Source organism: Bradyrhizobium sp. HKCCYLS3013 (assembly GCF_051167615.1).
GTDB lineage: Bacteria > Pseudomonadota > Alphaproteobacteria > Rhizobiales > Xanthobacteraceae > Bradyrhizobium.
In genome coordinates this window covers 21,589-41,375 of the sequence record NZ_JBNPTK010000031.1, presented here as the reverse complement: position 1 = coordinate 41,375, position 19,787 = coordinate 21,589, and the positions used below count along the sequence as shown (strand labels likewise).

21 protein-coding genes and 1 tRNA gene are annotated in these 19,787 nt (G+C 66.3%); 14 read left to right on the top strand and 8 right to left on the bottom strand.

Annotated features, from left to right (window positions below):
* On the bottom strand, positions 1–197 hold a 197-nt coding region (locus tag ACQR1F_RS31595; protein WP_434863719.1), incomplete at its 3' end, for an Hpt domain-containing protein.
* Positions 198–439: 242 nt separating this feature from the next.
* Positions 440–1,102 (bottom strand): histidine phosphotransferase ChpT, encoded by a 663-nt coding sequence (chpT, locus tag ACQR1F_RS31590; protein WP_315752676.1) that lies wholly within the window; start codon positions 1,100–1,102, stop codon positions 440–442.
* 237 nt (positions 1,103–1,339) lie between these two features.
* On the opposite strand from chpT, the gene cysQ reads away from it, so the two are divergent.
* The gene (gene cysQ, locus ACQR1F_RS31585) at positions 1,340–2,173 is read left to right on the top strand and encodes a 3'(2'),5'-bisphosphate nucleotidase CysQ (RefSeq protein ID WP_315803215.1); all 834 of its coding nucleotides are present in this window, start codon (positions 1,340–1,342) and stop codon (positions 2,171–2,173) included.
* A gap of 19 nt (positions 2,174–2,192) precedes the next feature.
* Here cysQ and ACQR1F_RS31580 read toward each other — a convergent pair whose 3' ends face one another.
* Positions 2,193–2,699 (bottom strand): YHS domain-containing (seleno)protein, encoded by a 507-nt coding sequence (locus ACQR1F_RS31580; RefSeq protein ID WP_316237640.1) that lies wholly within the window; start codon positions 2,697–2,699, stop codon positions 2,193–2,195.
* A 119-nt stretch (positions 2,700–2,818) separates the two neighbouring features.
* On the opposite strand from ACQR1F_RS31580, the gene ACQR1F_RS31575 reads away from it, so the two are divergent.
* The 7 genes from ACQR1F_RS31575 to ACQR1F_RS31545 all read left to right on the top strand — a co-directional run bounded on the left by ACQR1F_RS31575 (position 2,819) and on the right by ACQR1F_RS31545 (position 10,888).
* Positions 2,819–3,463 (top strand): DUF1134 domain-containing protein, encoded by a 645-nt coding sequence (locus ACQR1F_RS31575; RefSeq protein WP_316177471.1) that lies wholly within the window; start codon positions 2,819–2,821, stop codon positions 3,461–3,463.
* A gap of 132 nt (positions 3,464–3,595) precedes the next feature.
* Positions 3,596–4,882, top strand: coding sequence for a hypothetical protein (locus ACQR1F_RS31570; RefSeq protein WP_434914514.1), 1,287 nt, complete (start codon positions 3,596–3,598; stop codon positions 4,880–4,882).
* A gap of 239 nt (positions 4,883–5,121) precedes the next feature.
* Positions 5,122–5,196: transfer RNA gene (locus tag ACQR1F_RS31565), tRNA-Val, on the top strand.
* 171 nt (positions 5,197–5,367) lie between these two features.
* Positions 5,368–5,733, top strand: coding sequence for a hypothetical protein (locus ACQR1F_RS31560; RefSeq protein WP_434838675.1), 366 nt, complete (start codon positions 5,368–5,370; stop codon positions 5,731–5,733).
* 95 nt (positions 5,734–5,828) lie between these two features.
* Positions 5,829–6,221: a FixH family protein gene (locus ACQR1F_RS31555; RefSeq protein ID WP_434892617.1), complete on the top strand. Its 393-nt coding sequence runs from the start codon at positions 5,829–5,831 to the stop codon at positions 6,219–6,221.
* A 75-nt stretch (positions 6,222–6,296) separates the two neighbouring features.
* Positions 6,297–7,721: an efflux RND transporter periplasmic adaptor subunit gene (locus tag ACQR1F_RS31550; RefSeq protein WP_434892618.1), complete on the top strand. Its 1,425-nt coding sequence runs from the start codon at positions 6,297–6,299 to the stop codon at positions 7,719–7,721.
* The gene (locus ACQR1F_RS31545) at positions 7,718–10,888 is read left to right on the top strand and encodes an efflux RND transporter permease subunit (RefSeq protein ID WP_434914513.1); all 3,171 of its coding nucleotides are present in this window, start codon (positions 7,718–7,720) and stop codon (positions 10,886–10,888) included. The genes ACQR1F_RS31550 and ACQR1F_RS31545 overlap by 4 nt, the downstream gene beginning before the upstream one ends.
* A 308-nt stretch (positions 10,889–11,196) precedes the next feature.
* Here the strand turns inward: ACQR1F_RS31545 and ACQR1F_RS31540 are convergent, their stop codons facing one another.
* Positions 11,197–11,334, bottom strand: a complete 138-nt coding sequence (locus ACQR1F_RS31540; protein ID WP_434838659.1) for a hypothetical protein — start codon at positions 11,332–11,334, stop codon at positions 11,197–11,199.
* Here ACQR1F_RS31540 and ACQR1F_RS31535 point away from each other — a divergent pair.
* From ACQR1F_RS31535 to ACQR1F_RS31525, 3 genes are all read left to right on the top strand, one after another.
* Positions 11,333–11,749, top strand: coding sequence for a Spy/CpxP family protein refolding chaperone (locus ACQR1F_RS31535; protein WP_434838658.1), 417 nt, complete (start codon positions 11,333–11,335; stop codon positions 11,747–11,749). The genes ACQR1F_RS31540 and ACQR1F_RS31535 overlap by 2 nt on opposite strands.
* 106 nt (positions 11,750–11,855) lie before the next feature.
* Complete coding sequence (locus ACQR1F_RS31530) at positions 11,856–12,134, top strand: metal/formaldehyde-sensitive transcriptional repressor (protein ID WP_315714001.1); 279 nt, start codon at positions 11,856–11,858, stop codon at positions 12,132–12,134.
* Between the two features lie 7 nt (positions 12,135–12,141).
* On the top strand, positions 12,142–13,212 hold the full coding sequence (locus ACQR1F_RS31525; protein WP_434838657.1) for a nickel/cobalt efflux transporter: 1,071 nt from the start codon (positions 12,142–12,144) through the stop codon (positions 13,210–13,212).
* A gap of 93 nt (positions 13,213–13,305) precedes the next feature.
* Here ACQR1F_RS31525 and ACQR1F_RS31520 read toward each other — a convergent pair whose 3' ends face one another.
* Both ACQR1F_RS31520 and ACQR1F_RS31515 read right to left on the bottom strand, forming a co-directional pair.
* Entirely contained in the window at positions 13,306–14,655 is a 1,350-nt protein-coding gene (locus tag ACQR1F_RS31520) for a ferredoxin reductase family protein (protein WP_434914512.1), read from the bottom strand.
* A 131-nt stretch (positions 14,656–14,786) separates the two neighbouring features.
* On the bottom strand, positions 14,787–15,014 hold the full coding sequence (locus ACQR1F_RS31515) for a hypothetical protein (RefSeq protein ID WP_315803202.1): 228 nt from the start codon (positions 15,012–15,014) through the stop codon (positions 14,787–14,789).
* Positions 15,015–15,398: 384 nt separating this feature from the next.
* On the opposite strand from ACQR1F_RS31515, the gene ACQR1F_RS31510 reads away from it, so the two are divergent.
* Positions 15,399–15,599 carry a hypothetical protein gene (locus tag ACQR1F_RS31510; RefSeq protein WP_315803201.1) on the top strand — a complete coding sequence of 67 codons (201 nt, stop codon included), beginning with the start codon at positions 15,399–15,401 and terminating at the stop codon, positions 15,597–15,599.
* A gap of 177 nt (positions 15,600–15,776) precedes the next feature.
* On the opposite strand, the gene ACQR1F_RS31505 is transcribed toward ACQR1F_RS31510, so the two are convergent.
* Together ACQR1F_RS31505 and ACQR1F_RS31500 are read right to left on the bottom strand one after the other, a co-directional pair.
* Complete coding sequence (locus tag ACQR1F_RS31505) at positions 15,777–16,292, bottom strand: hypothetical protein (protein WP_316177447.1); 516 nt, start codon at positions 16,290–16,292, stop codon at positions 15,777–15,779.
* A 138-nt stretch (positions 16,293–16,430) separates the two neighbouring features.
* A complete protein-coding gene (locus tag ACQR1F_RS31500; RefSeq protein WP_316177445.1) occupies positions 16,431–17,978 on the bottom strand; it encodes an acetolactate synthase large subunit in 1,548 nt (515 codons plus the stop codon).
* 277 nt (positions 17,979–18,255) lie between these two features.
* On the opposite strand from ACQR1F_RS31500, the gene ACQR1F_RS31495 reads away from it, so the two are divergent.
* On the top strand, positions 18,256–18,828 hold the full coding sequence (locus tag ACQR1F_RS31495; protein ID WP_315803198.1) for a L,D-transpeptidase: 573 nt from the start codon (positions 18,256–18,258) through the stop codon (positions 18,826–18,828).
* Positions 18,829–18,948: 120 nt separating this feature from the next.
* Positions 18,949–19,686 (top strand): DUF2927 domain-containing protein, encoded by a 738-nt coding sequence (locus tag ACQR1F_RS31490; RefSeq protein ID WP_316177662.1) that lies wholly within the window; start codon positions 18,949–18,951, stop codon positions 19,684–19,686.
* Positions 19,687–19,787: the final 101 nt, after the last annotated feature.

Below are 19,787 nucleotides of genomic sequence, written 5' to 3'. Positions count from 1 at the left end.
TCGGCGGCATGCGCCAGCGCCTCGAGCCGCGGCAGGCCGAGGAAACCGCAGGTCCCCTTGATCGTGTGCACCAGCCGGAAGATGTTATCGAGGATCTTGGCGTTGTTCGGCTCCTGCTCGAACCGCACCAATTGATTGTCGACGGTATCCAGGCTCTCGCTGGTCTCCGTCAGGAACTCACGCAACAGGTCATCCATGAAACTGGCCTTCGCACGCAACGGAACGCGACATGACGCGCCCTTCAAACCGTGGCCAGTTTCGGTGCAAAGCGTTTAATATTAGTTGAGTAAGCGCAAATGAACGGACTCAACAAAGAGATAAGATGCATCCGGACGAATTCGGACACATCGGCAAGGCTTGATTAACCGTGGTGAACGGATTCTTGCGCCTGTCCCACGACAAGAGGTCGCAGCACCGGCGCGGCAGGACGTCCGCCCGATCAGGCCGCCTGCACGACCATCGCATTGCCGTCGGCGGTGAGCGTCACCTTGAGGCCGCAGGCATCGGCGAGCAGACGGGTGTAGTAGGGCTGCACCGCGTGGGCATCGATGGTCGATTGCAGGTCGCCACCGAGCAGATTGACGATGTTCTGCGGCAGCCGGGCATTGAGCCCGGTGGCGGCGACGCGGAAGCTCATGGTCTCGCCATCGCCGATCGGGTCGACGGTCAGCATGCCGCCGCGCGGGATCGTCTGCTGCGCCACCACCATCATGTTGAGCAGCAGCTTGACCCGGTTCTTGGGCAACAGCAGCCGCGGCAGATTCCAGGTGATCGAGGTCTTGGCGTCCTCGATGTGGCCGCGCGCCATGGTCTGGGCGTCGCCGAGATCGATCTGCGCGCCCGCCGAGCCCGCCGCACCAAAGGCGAGGCGGCAGAATTGCAGCCGGGCCGACGCCGTCTTGGCGCTCTTGCGGATCAGCTCCAGCGCGAAGTCGCGATCCTCCGGCTTCGGATTGTCGTCGAGCACCTCGAGCCCGTTGACGATGGCGCCGACCGGACTAATCAGGTCGTGGCAGACCTTCGAGCAGAGCAGAGCGGCAAGTTCGAGCGTATCGGGAGCGGGAATCGGATTGGCGATCTCGGGAGAGGACGTGCCGGACATTCGATGTTCCTGAAATCCGCGAACCTGGGCGAATCATGCTTGCGTTAACGCTTGATACACTGCGAAAGCAGGGACCGCCACCGGACTGAGGGCGGGACACGGGAAAGTACGTAGCGGTCTTCCCGGCAGCCGCGGCTCAACGACCATGCGAACGGCCGTACCCGGATGCGCCGGACGCCAGAACAGGGATATGATGATGCAAGCTGCGTACGGAACGGCCGGAAGGAGCACCGCGCAATGACGACGGCACCGACTGCAGGAACCGTCGAGGTCGAGGCCGCCGCGGCGCTGATGGCGCCCCTGACGGAGCTCGTCGTCGAGGCGGCCCACGCGATCCTCGCCGTCAACCGCCGCGCCATGGCCGTCACCGACAAGTCCGACGGCTCGCCGGTCACCGAGGCCGATCTTGCCGCCGACCGGGTCATTGCCGAGGGGCTGGCCCGGCTGGCGCCGGCGATTCCCGCGCTGTCGGAGGAGCGGGTCGGAGCCAGCGCAGGACCGTTCAAGGGCAGCTTCTTCCTGATCGATCCGCTCGACGGCACCAAGGAGTTCGTCGCCGGGCGCGGCGAGTTCACGGTCAATCTGGCGCTGGTCACCGGCGGCAGCCCGCTGCTCGGCATCGTCTGCGCGCCGGCCATCGGCCAGATCTGGCGCGGCCTGGTCGGCCGTGGCGCCGAGCGGCTGTCGTTCACCGAGGCGGGTCTGGCGGCCGCCGAGCCGATCCGCACCCGGCCGATGCCGCCGCAAGGCGCGGCATGGGTCGCAGCGGTCAGCCGGTCGCATGGCGATGCCCGCACCGAAGCCTTCATTGCCGCGCGTCCTGGCGCCGTGCGCCTGCCGCTCGGCTCGGCCGTGAAGTTCGGCCGGCTCGCCGAAGGTCTGGCCGACATCTATCCGCGGCTCGGCCCGACCTCGGAATGGGACGTGGCGGCAGGCCATGCCGTGGTCGTAGCCGCCGGCGGCACCGTCACCAGCGAGACCGGCGCGCCGTTGCGCTATGGCGAGCGCCCCGACGGCTTCATCGTGCCGTCCTTCATCGCCTGGGGCGACCCGGCTGCGGTGAAGGTGTGAGACAGCCCTGCCGCGCGCGCTATTCGGCCAGGTTCTCCTCGAGCTCCGGCCAACGGGCCTCCGCACGCGGCAGATAGCGGCCCGGGTCGGCCGCGAAAGCGTCGCGGCTCGCCTCACGGTTGAACAGGAACAGCCGTTCCTCGACCACGACGAAGAAGCGCGGGTTGCCGGCCACCGTCACGCCGCGGGCCACGTCGGTCGGGTCGTAGCCGCCGAATTGCGGGCCGTAGACCTCCGGATGGGCCAGGAACGAAGCGCGATTGCCCTCGTTGCGAAACCGCCAGACCACCCCGCCCTGGGACGCCTCGAAATCCGGCAGCCCCGGCATGGCCTTGCCATCCACGAAATAGGAAACAGGATCGAAGCCGTCGATCGCCAGCCCGCTGAAGCGGTCGGAGATGATGCGCTGCGTCGTGGCCGCCGGCGCGCCGACCGGCGGCAGCGCGGCGAGCGTGATGGCGGCAATTACAAGGCGAAACAGCGACTTTGACCCGGTCTGGGGCGGTTGTTGCCGTTGTGCGGTCATAGTTGGTGCCGATAACATGGGAGTCGCAGGGGCATCGCCCCTCGCCCGACAATCGCCCGATGTGGTTGGCGTCAGGTTAAGGCGAGGCTCGGGCAGCCGATAGCAGGGGATTTCCATCGATGAGTTTCGCATCCCGCCTTGCCGCCACGACGCTCGCGGCCGTGCTGGCCATGACCGCGTCGGTCGCCGCGCAGCAGGCGCCCCCGCCTGCCGCGCCGCCCTACCAGGCCGCGCCGCCGTATCAGCAGCCCGCACCGCCGCCGCGCCCTGCGCCCAGCCCGGACAGCTTCAATCCGGACGAGCTGGTCAATGCCGGCCACCGCTTCTTCGGCAACGTCTCGCGTGGCCTCGCCTCGGTGATCGAGCGCGCCGTCAGCCAATGGGGCCTGCCGAATGGCTACATCCTGGGTGAGGAAGGTGCCGGGGCCTTCGTCGCCGGTCTCCGTTACGGCGAAGGCACGCTCTACACCAAGAACGCCGGCGACCTCCGCGTCTATTGGCAGGGCCCCTCGCTGGGCTTCGACTGGGGCGGCGACGGCGCCCGCACCATGACCTTGGTCTACAATCTGCCGGCCACCAGCGCGATCTATCAGCGCTTCGTCGGCATCGACGGCTCGGCCTACATCGTCGGCGGCTTCGGCATGACGGCGCTGACCGCCAACAACATCGTGCTGGTGCCGATCAGGTCCGGCATCGGCCTGCGGCTCGGCGCCAATGTCGGCTACCTCAAGTTCACGCCGAGCGCGACCTGGAACCCGTTCTGACGGCGCTGGCTGATACCGCCAGGACACATTCTCCCGTGACGGATCAAGGTTAACACGGCATTGGGCTGGCAATGAATCAGCCCGCCGTGCATTGTGATTCCGTTAATCATTTCGGATCGGGAGTTGTGCGTCATGGTCGAGCCGATCATGTATTTTGCGATCGGTTTTCTGATCGCCATGCTCTGTGCCCTCATGGTCGTGCCGCTGGTGCACAATCGTGCGGTGCGGCTGACGACGCGACGGCTCGAGGCGGCGACGCCGCTGTCGATGGCCGAGATCCAGGCCGACAAGGACCAGCTGCGCGCGGAGTTCGCGATGTCGGCGCGGCGGCTGGAGATGAGCGTCGACGCGCTCAAGAACAAGGCCACCGGCCAGCTCGCCGACCTCGGCAAGAAGACCGACGCCATCAACCGCATGAAGATCGAGCTCGGCGAGAAGAACGCCGCGATCTTCGCCCTCGAGGCGCGCGAGAAGGCGCTCAAGGACCAGCTCCGCGCCACCGAGGAAGAATTCGCCGCCAAGACCGAGGCGCTGCGCGCCGCCGAGCAGGCGCTGAAGGAGAAGCAGGCCGAGCAGGTCCGCCTCACCGCCGAGCTCAACGACAAGGCGCTGCTGGCCGACAGCCGCCAGGTCGAGCTGGTCTCGGTCAGGACCCAGGTCGAGGAGCTGCGCAGCCGCGTGGCCGACGCCGAGAAGGAATTCTCCGCGACCCAGGCCCGCCTCGCGCTGGAGCGCGACGAATCCGACACCGCGACCAAGGCGCTCAACGACGCCCGCGCGCGGGTCGAGAATCTCAGCCAGCGCGTCACCGAGCTCGACCGCCAGCTGATCGTCCAGGTCAAGGAAGCCGAGATGCTGGCGACGCGCGTCGCCGACCTCGAGGGCAGGCTGTCGACCCAGGGCAAGCTGCTCGCCGAGCGCGACTTCGAGAACAACCAGTTGCGCGAGGCCAACGTGGCCGCCGACCGCGCCTTGAAGGAGCTGCGCGAGGAGCTGGCCGGCATGGGCAGCGGCAAGTCGGCCGCGTTCGAGCGGCTCAAATCCGAGAAGGCCACCCTCGAACAGCAGCTGCAGGCCGCCCGCGACGAGCGCACCAAGCTGCAGCGCGAGATGAACGCCATCCAGCAGCAGGCCGAGAGCACCTGGGCCCAGGAGCGGATGGAGAACGCGCTGCTGCGCGAGCGCATCAACGACATCGCCGCCGAGGTCGCCAAGCTCGCGATGCAGATCGAGGGCCCGAACTCGACGATCGAGGCCATGCTGGCCGCCGAACCGGCCCCCGCCAAGCCCGCCAACGCCAATGGGGTCGCCGCGGCGCCGGCTGCTGCGGCCGGCGGCGTGCCCCAGGGCGGCACCCTGGCCGACCGCATCCGCGCGCTGCAGTCGCACGCCTCGCGGGCAAGGCAGATCGGGGCCTGAGAACGGGCAAGCGGGGCGCGGAGTGCCGCGGATCTGCTCCTCCGTTCAGCATGGAAGCCGGCACGCCATGGAGCCGGTTTCGGCCCCAATCGAGGACAGCCCGGCGCGCTCCAGCAGTTTTCCTCGCCATCTCCGCCGCAAATCCTTGACACCCCCTGCCCGCGCTTCGTAAATCGCGGGCTCCGACGGACTGCTTCGGGCGCCTCGCTGGCTCACAGCCACGACCGCCACCGGCAACCGGGCGCATAGCTCAGCGGGAGAGCGTTCCCTTCACACGGGAGAGGTCCAAGGTTCGATCCCTTGTGCGCCCACCATTTGCCGTCGCCATCCTTTTCCGTTCATGCGCCCCCTTGGGCTGGTCTGGCCTGTCGCCATGCCTCGGGCGACGCGATGGTCACGCAGGATTGAGCGGGATCAACGACTGCGTCGGCGCCTGTCCTATGTTAGCTGTCTCGCTCTGCGACCGGAAAGGTAACTCCATCTCGATGCGGCTCGTCCGTACCATCCTGGCGTTCGCGATTGCCCTGTCCGTGGCGATGCTGCCGATCGGCGCATCGGCGGCTGCGATGGCGTCGTCGGACGAGATGCAGACGAGCCTGCAGATGGACGACGGGGCCGGCATGTCGATGGACGAATGCTGTCCCGACGACATGAAGGGCACCGGCTCGCCTTCGCACACCTACAAGTGCGGCATGGGTTTCTGCTGCGCGGGCGGGACGGTTGCGCTCGGCGATGTCAGGGCCGTTGCCTTCGCGCCCCTCGCCGTGAGCGCGACCACGATCGCCATTCCCGCCGATCAGGTCGCTGCTCTTCACAGCGGCAGCCCTCCGTTCCGACCTCCTCGAATCTGATCTCGCACGAGCCGACGCGCGCCGTGCATGCGCGCCGATGACTGACGTGCGCGCCGCGGGCGCCACGGCCGAGATCCATTCATGAGGACAGGACCATGCTTTCCGGAATCAGCACCGCGGCGCTTGCCGCCACCCTTTCGCTCGCCGCATCGGCCGCCGTCGCCGGCGCCGCCGACTACAGCTTCGAGCCCGTCACGGCGGAGATGAAGAAGGGCGACGACGTCACGGTCGCCGTTCGTCTCACCCATAAGCAGACCGGCAAGGCCGTGACGGACGCGGTCGTTTTCAAGACCCGCGTCGACATGGCGCCGGACGGGATGGCCGACATGGTGTCGGACGTGGCGCCGCTGCCCTCCAAGGAGCCCGGCGTCTACGCCTTCAAGACCGACCTGCCGATGGCCGGGCGCTACCAGGTCACACTCTCCGCGAAGGTGCAGGGCGAGCCCGAGACGGTCACCGGCAAGGTCGTCGTCAAGGCGACGAAGTGAGCCTGCGGGGCGCTCCCCGCGAGCGCCCCACCCTTCCAATGGATAGCGCGCGCCAGCGCGCCTCACGGTGATGCCATGACCATTTTTCGCCTGCTCGCGACCGTCACACTCGGCGCCGGAATTAGTGTGGCCGGTCTCTGGTCGATCGAGAGCTCGCTCCCGTCGCTTCGCACCCATCACGCCGCGGCGGCGGCAGAGCGAATGCCGCTGTACTACCGCGATCCCAGCGGCGCCCCTGCCTGGTCGGCGGGCCCCAGGAAAGACGATCGCGGGCGGGACTACCTGCCGGTCTACGACGACGATCAGGCCGCGCCGGAGCCGGCCAAGCCGAAGCAGCAGGCCGACTCCTCGCGCCGGATTCTCTACTACCGCAATCCGATGGGCCTGCCGGACACGTCCCCTTCCCCGAAGAAGGACCCGATGGGGATGGACTACGTGCCCGTGTACGAAGGGGACGATGCCGAGGATGGCGTGGTCAAGCTGTCGCCCGGCAGGATCCAGCGAACGGGCGTGAGATCCGCGCCAGTCGAACGGCGCACGCTTCGCATCGCGGTCAAGGCGCCGGGTACGATCCAGCTCGACGAGCGGCGCGTCTCGGTGATCGCGATGCGGGCGGAGAGCTTCGTACAGAAGGTCACCGACGTCACCACGGGCACGCGCGTGAAGGCCGGCCAGCCGCTGATGGAGATCTACAGTTCGGCGATCGCTGCCGCCGCAGCCGAATATCTCTCGACGATCAACTCGAACCTCGTCGGCGGCAATGCAGTCTACGGACGCGGCTCGCGCCAGCGCCTGACCAATCTCGATGTCCCGGAGCCGGTGATCACCGCCATGGAGAAGTCGCGCATCGCACCGGTCACGGTGCAATGGTCGGCGCCCCGCGACGGCATCGTGCTCGAGCGCAACGCGATCGAAGGCATGCGCGCCAATCCGGGCGACGTGCTGTTCCGGATCGCCGACATATCCGTGGTGTGGGCGCTCGTCGACGTGGCCGAACGCGACCTCGGCAACATCGCGGTGGGTCAGCCCGTGACCATCCGCGCGCGCAGCTTCCCGGGCCGGACCTTCGCCGGATCCATCGCGGTGATCTATCCCCAGGTGAACAAGGACACGCGTACCGTGCGGGTGCGGATCGAGCTCACCAACCACGACCTCGCGCTGCTGCCGGACATGTATGTCGATGCCGAGATCGACACGGCCGCCGCGGCGCCGGTGCTGGCCGTGCCGGCCGATGCCGTGCTCGACACCGGCAGCCGCCAGGCGGTGCTGATCGACAAGGGCGACGGCCGCTACGAGCCGCGCGCCGTGAAGCTCGGCCGCCGCGGCGCCGGCCATGTCGAGGTGCGCGACGGCCTGTCGGATGGCGAGGCGGTCGTCACCGCCGCCAACTTCCTGATCGATGCCGAAAGCAACCTGAAGGCCGCGCTGAAGAGTTTTGCGGACGCCAGCGAGCCGCAGCCCGCCGACGCCGATCATGCCGCCATGGGAGAGCACAAATGATCGCCCGCATCATCGCGTGGTCAGCGCGCAACCTGCTGCTGGTCCTGTTCGGCACCGGCTTCGCGGCGGCGGCAGGCTTCTACGCGCTCATTCATCTGCCGCTCGACGCGATTCCCGATCTGTCCGACACCCAGGTCATCGTCTACACCGAGTATCCCGGTCAGGCGCCGCAGGTGATCGAGGACCAGGTCACCTATCCCTTGACTACGGCGATGCTGACAGTGCCGAAATCGAAGGTCGTGCGCGGCTTCTCGTTCTTCGGCGTGTCGTTCGTCTACGTCATCTTCGAGGACGGCACCGACATCTACTGGGCGCGCTCGCGCGTGATGGAGTTCCTGAACGGCGCCGCCTCGCGGCTTCCGGCGGGGGTCACGCCGACGATCGGGCCGGACGCGACCGGCGTCGGCTGGGTCTATCAATACGCCGTCATGTCGAAGGAGCTGAATCTCGCCGACACTCGCACGATCCAGGACTGGAACCTGAAGTTCGCGCTCGCCAAGGCCGAGGGTGTCGCCGAGGTCGCGAGCATCGGCGGCTTTGTCAAGCAGTACAATGTGGTGCTCGATCCGCAGCGCATGCGCGACCGTGGCATCTCCTTGCAGAAGATCCGCGACGCGATCCGTGCCAGCAACGCCGATGTCGGCGGCCGCACCGTCGAGCTGTCCGAGTTCGAATATGTCATCCGCGGCAAGGGCTATCTGAAGAGCATCAACGATCTCGGCAACATCGTGCTCAAAAGCTCCGGCGGCACGCCCGTGCTGCTGCGCGACGTCGCCAATGTCGAGCTCGGGCCCGACGAGCGGCGGGGCATTGCCGAGCTCAATGGCGAGGGCGAGGTCGCCAGCGGCATCGTGCTGCAGCGCTTCGGCGTCAATGCGCTCGACGTGATCGAGAACGTCAAGAAACGCTTCAAGGACATCGCGAGCAGTCTGCCCAAATCGGTCGAGATCGTTCCGGTCTATGACCGCTCGAATCTGATCTATGCCGCGATCGGCACGCTCAAGCACACGCTGCTTGAGGAGAGCATCGTCGTTGCCTTCGTCTGCATCGTGTTTCTGCTGCACGTGCGCAGCGCCCTGGTCGCGATCCTGATGTTGCCGGTCGGCGTGCTGATGGCGTTCGGCGCAATGAAGCTGCTCGGACTTGGCTCGAACATCATGAGCCTGGGGGGCATCGCAATTGCGATCGGCGCCATGGTGGATGCCGCGATCGTCATGATCGAGAACGCACACAAGCATCTGGAGCGCGCCGCGCCCGACGCATCACGCGTCCATATCCTGATCGACGCGGCCGCGGAGGTCGGCCCCGCCCTGTTCTTCAGCCTGCTGATCATCACCGTGTCGTTCATGCCGATCTTCACGCTGGAGTCGCAGGAAGGCCGCCTGTTCAGCCCGCTCGCCTTCACCAAGACGTTCTCGATGGCGGCAGCGGCGCTGCTCTCGGTGACGCTGGTGCCGGCGCTGATGGTGATCTTCGTCCGCGGCAGGATCATTCCCGAGCATCGCAACATCATCAACCGCTTCCTGATCTGGATCTACCGCCCGGTCATCAAGGGCGTGCTGCAAGCGAAAACGCTCGTGATCCTCGCAGCCATGGTCGTTCTTGCCGTCTCCATCTGGCCGGCGCGCCAGCTCGGCACCGAGTTCATGCCGAGCCTGAACGAGGGCACGCTGCTCTACATGCCGACCACCCTGCCCGGCATCTCCGTGACCAAGGCGGCAGAGCTGATGCAGATGCAGGACCGGATCATCAAGTCGTTCCCGGAGGTCGCCTCGGTTTATGGCAAGGCCGGACGCGCGGCGACCGCCACCGACCCTGCGCCGACCGAGATGTTCGAGACGGTCGTCAACCTCAAGCCGAGGGAGCAGTGGCGTCCCGGCGTCACCATCGACGGCCTCGTTGCCGAGATGGACAAGGCGCTGCAATTCCCTGGCGTCTCCAACGCCTGGACGATGCCGATCAAGGCGCGCATCGACATGCTCTCGACCGGCATCCGCACGCCGATCGGCGTCAAGGTGATGGGCACGGACCTCGCCGAGATCGATCGTCTGGCCAAGCAGATCGAGCGGGTGATCAAGACCGTTCCCGGAACCTCCTCGGCCTATGCCGAGCGCGGCATCGGCGGCTATTACCTCGAGATCACGCCCGATCGCGAGGCTCTCGCCCGCTACGGCCTCCTGGTCCAGGACGTTCAGGATACGATCGCAGCGGCCCTCGGCGGCCAGACGATCACCACGACCGTCGAGGGCCGCCAGCGCTTCAGCGTGAACATGCGCTATCCGCGCGATCTCCGCGACAATCCGAAGGCCATCGCCAGCGAGGTGCTGGTGCCGATGCCGTCCGGCGGCGCCGTGCCGCTCGGCGAGGTCGCGAAGGTCGAGCCGGCCAGGGGTCCCACGTCGATCCGGACCGAGAACGGACAGCTCGCGACATACATCTATGTCGACATCCGTGACCGCGACATCGGCAGCTACGTCGCGGACGCGCAGCGTGCCGTCGCCGAGAGCATCCGGTTTCCGGCCGGCACCTACGTGCTCTGGAGCGGGCAGTATGAGTATCTGCAGCGCGCGGCGGCCCGGCTCAAGATCGTCATTCCGGTGACGCTCACCATCATCTTCCTGCTGCTGTACTTGAACTTCAGGGCCATGACCGAGACCCTGATCGTGATGCTGTCACTGCCCTTCGCGCTCGTCGGTGGCATCTGGATGATGTGGTGGCTCGGCTTCAATCTGTCGGTCGCCGTCGCCGTCGGCTTCATCGCGCTTGCCGGCGTCGCCGCAGAGACCGGCGTGGTGATGCTGATCTATCTCGATCACGCGCTGGCTGCGGTGAAGGCGAGGCGCGATGCCGAAGGTCGCCCCCTGAACCGGCAGGATCTCCAGGACGCGATCATGGAGGGCGCGGTCGAACGCGTCCGCCCGAAGATGATGACGGTCGTCGCCATCATGGCGGGCCTGTTGCCGATCATGTGGAGCACCGGCACGGGCTCTGAGATCATGCAGCGCATCGCCGTGCCGATGATCGGCGGCATGATTTCGTCGACCCTTCTCACCCTGATCGTGATTCCGGCCATCTTCGGCTTGGTCAAGGGACGCAGCCTGTCGACCAGGACAGGGACGACGGCGGACGCCTCGAGCGGGTCGCAGGGCGTGCAAAGGGCAGCTTGATCCACCGACAGCGAGAGGAGAGACGATGAAACATTTCGCGACAGGAGCTCCGGTGGTCGCGGCGAAGGCGCCCGATCATGGTCAGCGACTAGCCGTACCGGCGCTGAAGACGAACGATCGTCACCCCTGAGCCCGCCGGTCGTTGATGTGGATCAACCTGAATGGCCCACGTCCGGCCATTGTTGATCGCCCCTGAAGGAGGACTTGGTCATGCAAAAATTGCCCCTGGCTTTTCTGTTGGCGTTTTCGGCCTTGGCGCATCCCGCCTTTGCTCAATCCTCCACTGACCATTCGGCCCATCATCCTGATCAGAAGGAAGCGCCAGCAACTGATGCCGGCAAATCGACCAGCGGGGCGAGCTCGTCACAGACCATGATGGGCGGCGGCATGATTAAGATGATGGACAGCATGCCGATGTCCAACATGATGCCGATGATGTCCGGCATGACGCGGCCGTCCGACGATGGCATGGGCGGCATGGAGGTGCTCGATCATGTGGAGGGACGGATCGCGTTCCTGCGGGCGGAGCTCAAGATCACGGACGCCCAGATGCCGGCATGGAACGGTTTCGCCGACGCGTTTCGCGCGCGTGCGAAGACGCTCGGTGATCTCAGGATTGCGATGATGTCGCAGTCCGGCTCGGAGACGGTGCTCGACCAGCTGACCGCACAGGAAAAATCGCTATCGGCTCGCCTCGACGCCACGCGAGCGATCAAGACCACCCTGAGCGACCTCGTCGCAACCTTTTCCGACGAGCAGCGAAAGGCGGCCGACGAACTGCTCGCGCCCAATCTCGGCATGACGCCGATGCGGATGCGGGGCGGGCGAATGAGCTCCATGCGGATGCAGCGGGGCCATTAGCCGCCGAGGGCCGATCGACAAGCGGATACGCCGCGAGCGTCGCATTCGACGTCTGCGGTCGACATGTGAAGTTGACTGATATAGGGTACCCCCCTATATTATCTCGATGTCGCATACCATCAAGCACAAGTCCAAGCTTCTCGCGCGCGTCCGGCGCATCAAGGGCCAGATCGACGCGGTGGAGCGCGCGCTCGAGGCGGAGCTCGGCTGCGCCGACGTGCTCATGCTGGTCGCGTCGGTCCGGGGCGCCATCGGAGGCCTGACCACCGAGCTGCTGGAGGATCACATCCGGCACCATGTCGTCGACCCCGCCCACGAAAGCGATCCCGACAAGGCCAAGGGTGCCGCCGACCTCATCGAGGTCGTGCGGACCTATCTGAAGTGAGACTGGCATGACCGATCTGTCCCAACTGCTCCAGCAAGGCAGCGCGCATGCGTGGCTGTTCGTGCCCAGCGCGATTGCCCTGGGTGCGCTGCATGGCCTGGAGCCCGGTCATTCCAAGACCATGATGGCCGCCTTCATCGTCGCGATCCGTGGCACCGTCCTTCAGGCCGTGCTGCTCGGCCTCTCGGCGACCATCTCCCACACCGCGATCGTATGGGTGGTCGCGCTCGCCGGCCTTCACTTCGGCCAGGAGCTTTCGGGCGAGCGCAGCGAAGCCGTCCTGCAACTGATCTCGGCCGTCATCATCATCGGCATCGCGGCCTGGATGGTCTGGCGCACCTGGCGGGACCAGAGTGGACACCATGACCATGACCATCATCACCATCACGACGCGCCGCGATCGGTCGCGCTTGCCGGCCACGCGCTGTCGGTCGAGATCTTCGAAGATGGCGTGCCGCCGCGTTGGCGGATCCGGAACGAGACCGGCGCACTCCCACCCGCCGACACGCTCCACGTCACGACCGTTCGTGGAGACGGCCAAGAGCAGCAGTTCAGTTTCCGGGCCAGCGGCGACGCCTTGGAGAGCGTCGAGGAGATCCCGGAGCCGCACGCGTTCAAGGCACGCATCACGCTTGCCGGCGAGTCCGTGGAGATTCTGTTCGAGGAGCACACGCACGATCACATGGACCTCGGCGACGAGGACGATGCCCATGCGCGCGCCCACGCCGACGACATTCGACGGCGCTTCGCCGGCCGTACCGTCACGACCGCACAGATCGTCCTGTTCGGACTGAGCGGCGGCCTGATCCCTTGCCCCGCTGCCATCACGGTCCTGCTGTTGTGCATTCAACTGAAGCAGTTCAGCCTCGGCTTCGTCCTGGTGCTCTGCTTCGGCATCGGCCTGGCCATCACCATGGTGTCCGCCGGCGTGCTCGCCGCACTCAGCCTTCGGCATGTCGAACGCCACTGGTCCGGCTTCAGCCGCTTCGCGCACCGGGCGCCCTATCTCTCGGCTGCTCTGATCGTGCTGGTGGGGACCTATACGGGTTGGCTGGGCCTGCACGAACTGATGATCTGAGGCGGAGGCGCGCCGGGGGGCAAAGCCCGAGCAGCAGCACGTTCGCAGCGGGTCCAATTGCGCAAGGACATGCCCTGAGCGCACCCCTCTCCGTCAGCGCATCGCGAAGAGCTCCTGGTGGAACCGCTCTCTGATAGGAAAGTCTTGCGCGCCGAAATCGCGCCTGAGAGCCTCGCCGAAGGCGGTCGGACCGCAGAACCAGATGCTTGCGTTTTGCCAGTCCGGCACTGCCCGGCGAACACGATCGCCCGTCAGCCGTCCGTCGCGGGCGTCGATGAGAACGTGCAGGCGGACATTGGCTGAACGCGCGTCCGCAGCGAGCTTTCCCAATGCCTCCTCGTCGACATCCGCCGTGGTGTGAAACAAGTCCACCGTCGCGACAGGGCAATCGGGGCTCCCCCACCGCATGGCCAGCTCTTTCATGCGGGCGACAAAAGGCGTGATACCGATGCCACCGCCGATCCAGATCTGGTGTGTGCAATCGTCGTCGAAGGTGAAGCAGCCATAGGGGCCTTCGACCTTCACCTCCTGCCCGACATGGAGCTTCTCCCGCAACTGGCTCGTATGGTCCCCGAGCTCCTTGGTGATGAAGGTGATCCTGGGGTCCTCAGCGTTCCAGCCGGACGCAATTGTGTAGGGATGGGCGCCCTCGGAGACGTCCGACGTGGCAAAGGCGAACTGGCCCGGCTTGTGCCCGGGCCAGCCATGGGACACCTCGATTTCGGTCTCCATGGCTCTGACGCCGGGATAGTATTTGAGCGACGTGATCCTGCCTTTGACCTGCCGCCCGGCGCCGACGCGTTGCAGCAGCGTAATCGCGGCCGCCCACGTCCCGCAGGCAAGCATCGCCGCCATGGTCAAGCCGAGCGGCGACATCCAGTAGCTGAACTTTGTCAGCGTGACCGCATGAAAGACCAACACCAGGTACGCCAGGGCGAGAAGCCGATGTGTCTTGTAGAACAGCCGATACGGGAAGGACTGAACGAGCGCCAAGGCAATCAGCACCACCGTGCCGTAAAAGGCCCACTCGCCGAGCCCCTCGGCCGATCCATGCAGGCTCGCAAACAGAGACTCGACGGGATTCGCGATGGGCGGCCTTGCCCCACGCTCCGGCCGCGCCAGCAGACCCCAGCCGACCGCCCATTTCGGACCGTTGGCCCAGAGCCAGTGGACGATGGCGGTCACAAGGGCCGCGATGCCGAACCATTTGTGCAGGCGGTACATCTTGTCGAGGCCGCCCAGCCATGCCTCCGGCCAGCGCGGTCGCAATGCGAGGATCATCGCCATGCTCATGCAACCGATTGCCAGGACGCCACTCAGCTGCACCATCCTTTCACGGAGTGGAAAGAAGGCGCCCGGTCCAAATGGATCTGGTTCCGCAACCAGCCACAGCAGCGAGAGAACCGTCAGGGTCCCCCAAAATGCTCGCTTGAGATTTCGCATGCGGGCTTCTCTCACGACGACATCGACGCAATCCTGGACTGATTAGGCGGCGCAGCCTTGAGCTGGCTCAAGGCTGATCGTCATGAGCTGCAAACCAACTTCAACAGGGCTCGCAGGGTGTTCTCGTTCGGTTAGTTTGGCTGATGACCGTTGATAGCTGATCCGGAAGGCCTCGAGGCAGCGCCCGAGCTTGGCGAGAATGCCGATGCCTGATCGTGGGCTCGAGCAACCTCGGCCGGGATCTCGGCTGCGACGTCGCGCTGCAGGCAGAACTGATCGACGATCCATAGCAGCGCCATGGCCGCTTCGGGCTGGCGAGACTGCGCCGTCCGCAAGGGCGCGAGCGTCGGCACCGCCATGTCACGGCGCTCCGCCTGAGCGTCAGCGAGAGCGCGGTGCGCGAACCTCGCGATCTCCTTGGAAGAGAGAACCGGGCGCTAAACCTTTTGGCATGACATTCATTCCCATGACGCCACGAGGCCACCGCATCGCGATGCGAGCCCGCAGCCGCAGGTGGAGGCTGCTGCGTAGATGCACTCGGCCAAATTGGCCTCGCTCACCCGCGCATGGGCTCCCTGCGCCCGGCACAATCGTCACAGAACGCCCTCGCCGCTGCCCGTGCCGCCGGTCAAGTCGGCTTTTGCGGGGCGAAACTCTCACGTTTTCCTGATTCCTGCGTCAGAACGCCGCGGGTCGAATTCGCCTATGGTCCGGCGCGTTTCCAACCCACGGAGGTTTTCCGCATGCGTAAACTGATCATCGCCACCGCCGCCCTCGCGTTCGTCTCGTCGGCCGCTCTTGCCCAGTCCACGGAGAAGCCGATGACGACCACCGGCCAGTCGGCGAAGAGCGGCGACGCCATGGGCGGGGGCGACACCATGAAGATGAGCAAGACGAAGAAGAAGTCGGCCAAGAAGACGTCCGGCGACGGCATGTCGAAGTAGATCCAGCGCGGGCGTGCCTCAAGGGGCACGCCCGGCGCTGCCAGTGGCTCGGACCGGTCGGTCCCGGTCCCGTCTGGAGAGCGCAATCGCGTCTGATCTCTTCTTCCCGCGCCTCATGGACGCGCCGCTGGCGGCGCCTCTCACGATGCGGGTCTCAGCGCCCGTGATCTGACGTGTCTATGCGGCCGCCAGCCCCATCTGCTGCAATCGCCCCGCGAACCAGGCCGACAGTACCGGGTCGATTCGGGCCCCGACATAGACCTCCGGCGTGATCACGTGGCGGCGGTCGAGAATCACCAGCACGCCGATCCAATAGGCAAACCACAGATGCGGGTCGGTCAGCGCCATCAGCTTGTGGCGGTCGTGCGCCAATGGCTGGTGGTTGCCGGCCTTGCGGACCTCGATCGCCAGCAGATTGTCGGGCACGGCGCGCTTGTGCACGACGATGTCGGGGTAGATCGATTTTCCCAGCTCGTCGTCGGTCGAGACGATGGTGCCGCGCGGGAGCAGCATGGCGCGGTCGCCGAGCCGGTTGTAGTCGCAATCGACGTCCCAGCCGAGGAAGTTGCGCTCCAGATGCACCGAGAGCCGGTGCGTCAAAGCGCGCTCACCGAGATCGCGGTCGAGGATGAAACGCTCGCGCGCATAGAACTCCTGCAACGCGGAGATCAGCCGGTTCAATTCGCTGTGCATGCCGCCCAAACAAAACAAACGATGGAGACGTCACCATCAACACGCGATCGTGCTGAGTCGCCAACCACATAAATGCTGACATGACGCTGCCATCAACCGGCGGCCGATTTGCGGCCGCCGGGTTGCGGGCGGAGGAACCTACATCTGCACTTCGATCAGGCGCGGACCGTATTCGGCGTTCGCCTCGGCCAGCGCGGCATTGAACTCGTCGGCCGAGGTGACGGCGCGGCCGGGAACGCCCATGCCCTTGGCCATGGCGACGAAGTCGAGCGTCGGGCGGTCGATCTTGAGCATGTCCTGGGCGCGCTGGCCCGGCTCGCCGGCGCCGACGCCGTCGAACTCGCCGCGCAGGATCTGATAGATCCTGTTGGCGAACACCACCGTGACGACGTTGAGGTTCTCGCGCGCCTGGGTCCACAGCGACTGGATCGTGTACATGGCGCTGCCGTCGCCGACGAGGCACATCACCTTGCGATCCGGGCAGGCCACCGCGGCGCCGGTCGCCACGGGGGTCGAGAAGCCGATCGAGCCGCCCATGTTCTGCAGCCAGTCATGCGGCTTGGCGGCCGCCGTCGGCGGGAAGAAGCCGCGACCCGTGGTGATGGATTCGTCGACCACGATCGCGTTCTCCGGAATCGCATAGGCGATCGCCTGCGCGATGGTGGCGTGGTTGAGCGCCCCGGTGGGCTTGATCAGCTCGGCGAGCGGCTGCGGCTTGACGTCCGCGGCCTTGGCGCCGAGATGGCCGGCGAGCGCCTCGAGCGCGGCGGCCGAGTTCTCGCCCCACGCCGTCATGCGGTGGACCTCGGTGCCCTCGGCCTTCAGCATGCTCGGCTTGTTCGGATAGGCGAAGAAGGCGACGGGGTCGTTGGCCTCGACCAGCACGATGTGCTTGTAGTTCTTCAGGATCGGCAGCGCCTGCTCGATCACGTAGGGAATGCGGTCGATCGAGAACCGGCCGGCGCCGCGCGCCATGCGCGGGTGATAGGTCTGGCCCATCACGCGGCAGCCGGTCTTGCCGGCGATCTGCTGAGCGAAGGTCAGCGCCTGCTCGGTCAGCGCGCCCGCGGTCATCAGCACCAGGGTCTCGGGACCGTGGGCATGCAGGATCTTGGCGGCCTTCTCGACCGCATCGGCCGAGTAGCTCGGGCGCTGCGTCTCCGCCGGAACCTGGGCGATGCCGTCGGCCTCGTTCCAGGCGGTGTCGGCGGGCAGGATCAGGGTCGCGATCTGCGGCGGCGCGCTCTTGGCGGCGGCGATCGCCGCGGCGCCGTCGGCGGCCACGGCCTTGGCGCTCGGCGAGGTCCGCACCCAGTCCGACATCGGCCGCGCCAGGCCCTCGATGTCCGAGGTCAGCGGCGCGTTGAAGCCGATGTGGTAGGTGGCGTGCTGGCCGACGATGTTGACGATGCCGGAGCGCGCCTTCTTGGCGTTGTGCAGATTGGCGAGGCCGTTGGCGAGCCCGGGGCCGAGATGGAGAAGCGTCGAGGCCGGCGTGCCCTTCATGCGGAAATAGCCGTCGGCGGCGCCGGTGACCACGCCCTCGAACAGGCCGAGCACGCAGCGCATGCCCTCGACACGGTCGAGCGCGGCGACGAAGTGCATCTCGGACGTGCCCGGATTGGTAAAGCAGACGTCAACGCCCCCCGCGACCAGGGTCCGCACCAGGCTTTCCGCACCGTTCATCCTATTCTCCTGCTGATTCCGCGCGCCATTTGCAATGCTGGGCAGATCAATCATTGTTCGCCCGCGGCGTCAAAGGGGCTGGCCGCATTGCTGCCATCGCCACGGTGCTCATGCGCGGGCTTGGCTAACAGGATGTTGGTCCAGGACGCGGGCGATTTTCCGTGGGATTTGGGTCACGGACCGTCGCCACATACCGGCCTCACGCCGCCGTGGGTTGCGAAGTGCAACCGTTTATGGCCTGTCTGCGAACGGAATTGATATTTGCCAGGGGATGGAAATGAAGCGCTGTTTGGCTTTGGGAATTGCTGCGGTGGCGTCGGTGGCAAGCGCCGGAATGGCGCGGGCGGAAATGTTCGACACCAGGGACATCTTCGGCGGCGGGCCGAACTTCTACCAGGGCGCCGTCAGCCCGATCCCGCGCGAGACCGTGATGTTCCAGAGCCAATATGCGCCGGGCACCATCATCGTGAACACCAGCGAGCGCCGGCTCTATCTGGTCCTGCCCGGCGGCCAGGCGCTGCGCTACGGCATCGGCGTCGGCCGCGACGGGTTCCGCTGGAGCGGCGTGCACCGCATCACCGCCAAGAAGGAATGGCCAGCCTGGACCCCGCCGTCGCAGATGCTGCGGCGCCGGCCCGACCTGCCGCGCCACATGGCCGGCGGCATCGAGAACCCGCTCGGCGCGCGCGCGATGTATCTCGGCTCCACGCTGTACCGAATCCACGGCTCGAACGAGCCCGAGACGATCGGCCAGGCGGTATCGTCGGGCTGCTTCCGCATGACCAATGACGACGTCGCCGACCTCTATGACCGCGTTTCGGTCGGCACCACCGTGATCGTCAAGAACTGAGCGCCGCACGCGGCCGCGACGATGAAGCAACGTCCCAGCGCGCATCCTCGCCAGGAGCGGCCCCGCTCCTGGCGCCCCGTGCGGAGCGCGGTGGTGGCCGCGCTGGCTGCGCTCGTGACCATGCCGCTGCCGGCGTCCGCCGCCGAGATCCCGGCGATCGCCGCCCGCCAGCGCGTCGAGAAGAAGAGCTTCACCGACGCCGAGATCACCGACGGCTTCTTCAAGACCGCGTTCGGCGCCGAGTATCACTTGGCGGGCCGGGTCGACCGCATCCGCAAGTACAGCGCGCCGGTGCGGGTGTTCGCCGATGGCCGCCGCGCCGACCGCAAGGCGCAGCTCGCCAAGGTCGTCAGCGACATCGCCGCCCGCATCCGCAACCTCGACATCGCGATGACCGAGACCGACGGCGACGCCAATGTCCGCGTCAAGCTGGTGCGCGACCGCGACCTCTACCACACCATCAGCCAGGCCTATGGCAGCGAGCGCGCGCGCGAGATCAAGACCTCGCTGGATCCGCAATGCCTGTCCGGCTTCCGCAAGAACGAGGCGTTCGAGATCGAGCGTTCCGACGTCATCCTCACCGTCGACAACGGCGATTTCGTCTTCCTCGATTGCGCCTATGAGGAGCTGCTGCAGTCGCTCGGGCCTATCAACGACACCGCGAGCGTGCCCTGGACGATGTTCAACGACAACGTCTCGATGGGCTATTTCGACGTCTACGACCAGTACATCCTCAACATGCTGTACGACCCGCGCGTCAAGGCCGGCATGACGCTTGCCGAGGTCAAGGCCGTGCTGCCGGACGTGCTGACGGATGTGCGGGCCTGGGTGAGGAAGACCAACAATCTGGCGGAGTGAGAGGGGTTGAGTTCGCGGGGGGTCTTGGCCCTTAGTTGAGGTTCCTATCGCGCGTCAAACTCTGGTGTCGTCCCGGCGAACGCCGGGACCCATACGCCGCG

What these genes read in the sequence shown, in the direction of transcription:
- ACQR1F_RS31540 (WP_434838659.1), bottom strand. Translation starts at nt 11,334, where the DNA reads ATGCCGGACATCATCGGCATCATGTTGGACATCGGCATGCTGTCCATC.
- ACQR1F_RS31530 (WP_315714001.1), top strand. Translation starts at nt 11,856, where the DNA reads ATGTCGCATACCATCAAGCACAAGTCCAAGCTTCTCGCGCGCGTCCGG.
- ACQR1F_RS31495 (WP_315803198.1), top strand. Translation starts at nt 18,256, where the DNA reads ATGAAGCGCTGTTTGGCTTTGGGAATTGCTGCGGTGGCGTCGGTGGCA.
- cysQ (WP_315803215.1), top strand. Translation starts at nt 1,340, where the DNA reads ATGACGACGGCACCGACTGCAGGAACCGTCGAGGTCGAGGCCGCCGCG.
- ACQR1F_RS31555 (WP_434892617.1), top strand. Translation starts at nt 5,829, where the DNA reads ATGCTTTCCGGAATCAGCACCGCGGCGCTTGCCGCCACCCTTTCGCTC.
- ACQR1F_RS31580 (WP_316237640.1), bottom strand. Translation starts at nt 2,699, where the DNA reads ATGACCGCACAACGGCAACAACCGCCCCAGACCGGGTCAAAGTCGCTG.
- ACQR1F_RS31510 (WP_315803201.1), top strand. Translation starts at nt 15,399, where the DNA reads ATGCGTAAACTGATCATCGCCACCGCCGCCCTCGCGTTCGTCTCGTCG.
- ACQR1F_RS31505 (WP_316177447.1), bottom strand. Translation starts at nt 16,292, where the DNA reads ATGCACAGCGAATTGAACCGGCTGATCTCCGCGTTGCAGGAGTTCTAT.
- ACQR1F_RS31545 (WP_434914513.1), top strand. Translation starts at nt 7,718, where the DNA reads ATGATCGCCCGCATCATCGCGTGGTCAGCGCGCAACCTGCTGCTGGTC.
- ACQR1F_RS31550 (WP_434892618.1), top strand. Translation starts at nt 6,297, where the DNA reads ATGACCATTTTTCGCCTGCTCGCGACCGTCACACTCGGCGCCGGAATT.
- ACQR1F_RS31560 (WP_434838675.1), top strand. Translation starts at nt 5,368, where the DNA reads ATGCGGCTCGTCCGTACCATCCTGGCGTTCGCGATTGCCCTGTCCGTG.
- ACQR1F_RS31520 (WP_434914512.1), bottom strand. Translation starts at nt 14,655, where the DNA reads ATGCGAAATCTCAAGCGAGCATTTTGGGGGACCCTGACGGTTCTCTCG.
- ACQR1F_RS31515 (WP_315803202.1), bottom strand. Translation starts at nt 15,014, where the DNA reads ATGGCGGTGCCGACGCTCGCGCCCTTGCGGACGGCGCAGTCTCGCCAG.
- ACQR1F_RS31570 (WP_434914514.1), top strand. Translation starts at nt 3,596, where the DNA reads ATGGTCGAGCCGATCATGTATTTTGCGATCGGTTTTCTGATCGCCATG.
- ACQR1F_RS31575 (WP_316177471.1), top strand. Translation starts at nt 2,819, where the DNA reads ATGAGTTTCGCATCCCGCCTTGCCGCCACGACGCTCGCGGCCGTGCTG.
- ACQR1F_RS31500 (WP_316177445.1), bottom strand. Translation starts at nt 17,978, where the DNA reads ATGAACGGTGCGGAAAGCCTGGTGCGGACCCTGGTCGCGGGGGGCGTT.
- ACQR1F_RS31525 (WP_434838657.1), top strand. Translation starts at nt 12,142, where the DNA reads ATGACCGATCTGTCCCAACTGCTCCAGCAAGGCAGCGCGCATGCGTGG.
- ACQR1F_RS31490 (WP_316177662.1), top strand. Translation starts at nt 18,949, where the DNA reads ATGCCGCTGCCGGCGTCCGCCGCCGAGATCCCGGCGATCGCCGCCCGC.
- ACQR1F_RS31535 (WP_434838658.1), top strand. Translation starts at nt 11,333, where the DNA reads ATGACGCGGCCGTCCGACGATGGCATGGGCGGCATGGAGGTGCTCGAT.
- chpT (WP_315752676.1), bottom strand. Translation starts at nt 1,102, where the DNA reads ATGTCCGGCACGTCCTCTCCCGAGATCGCCAATCCGATTCCCGCTCCC.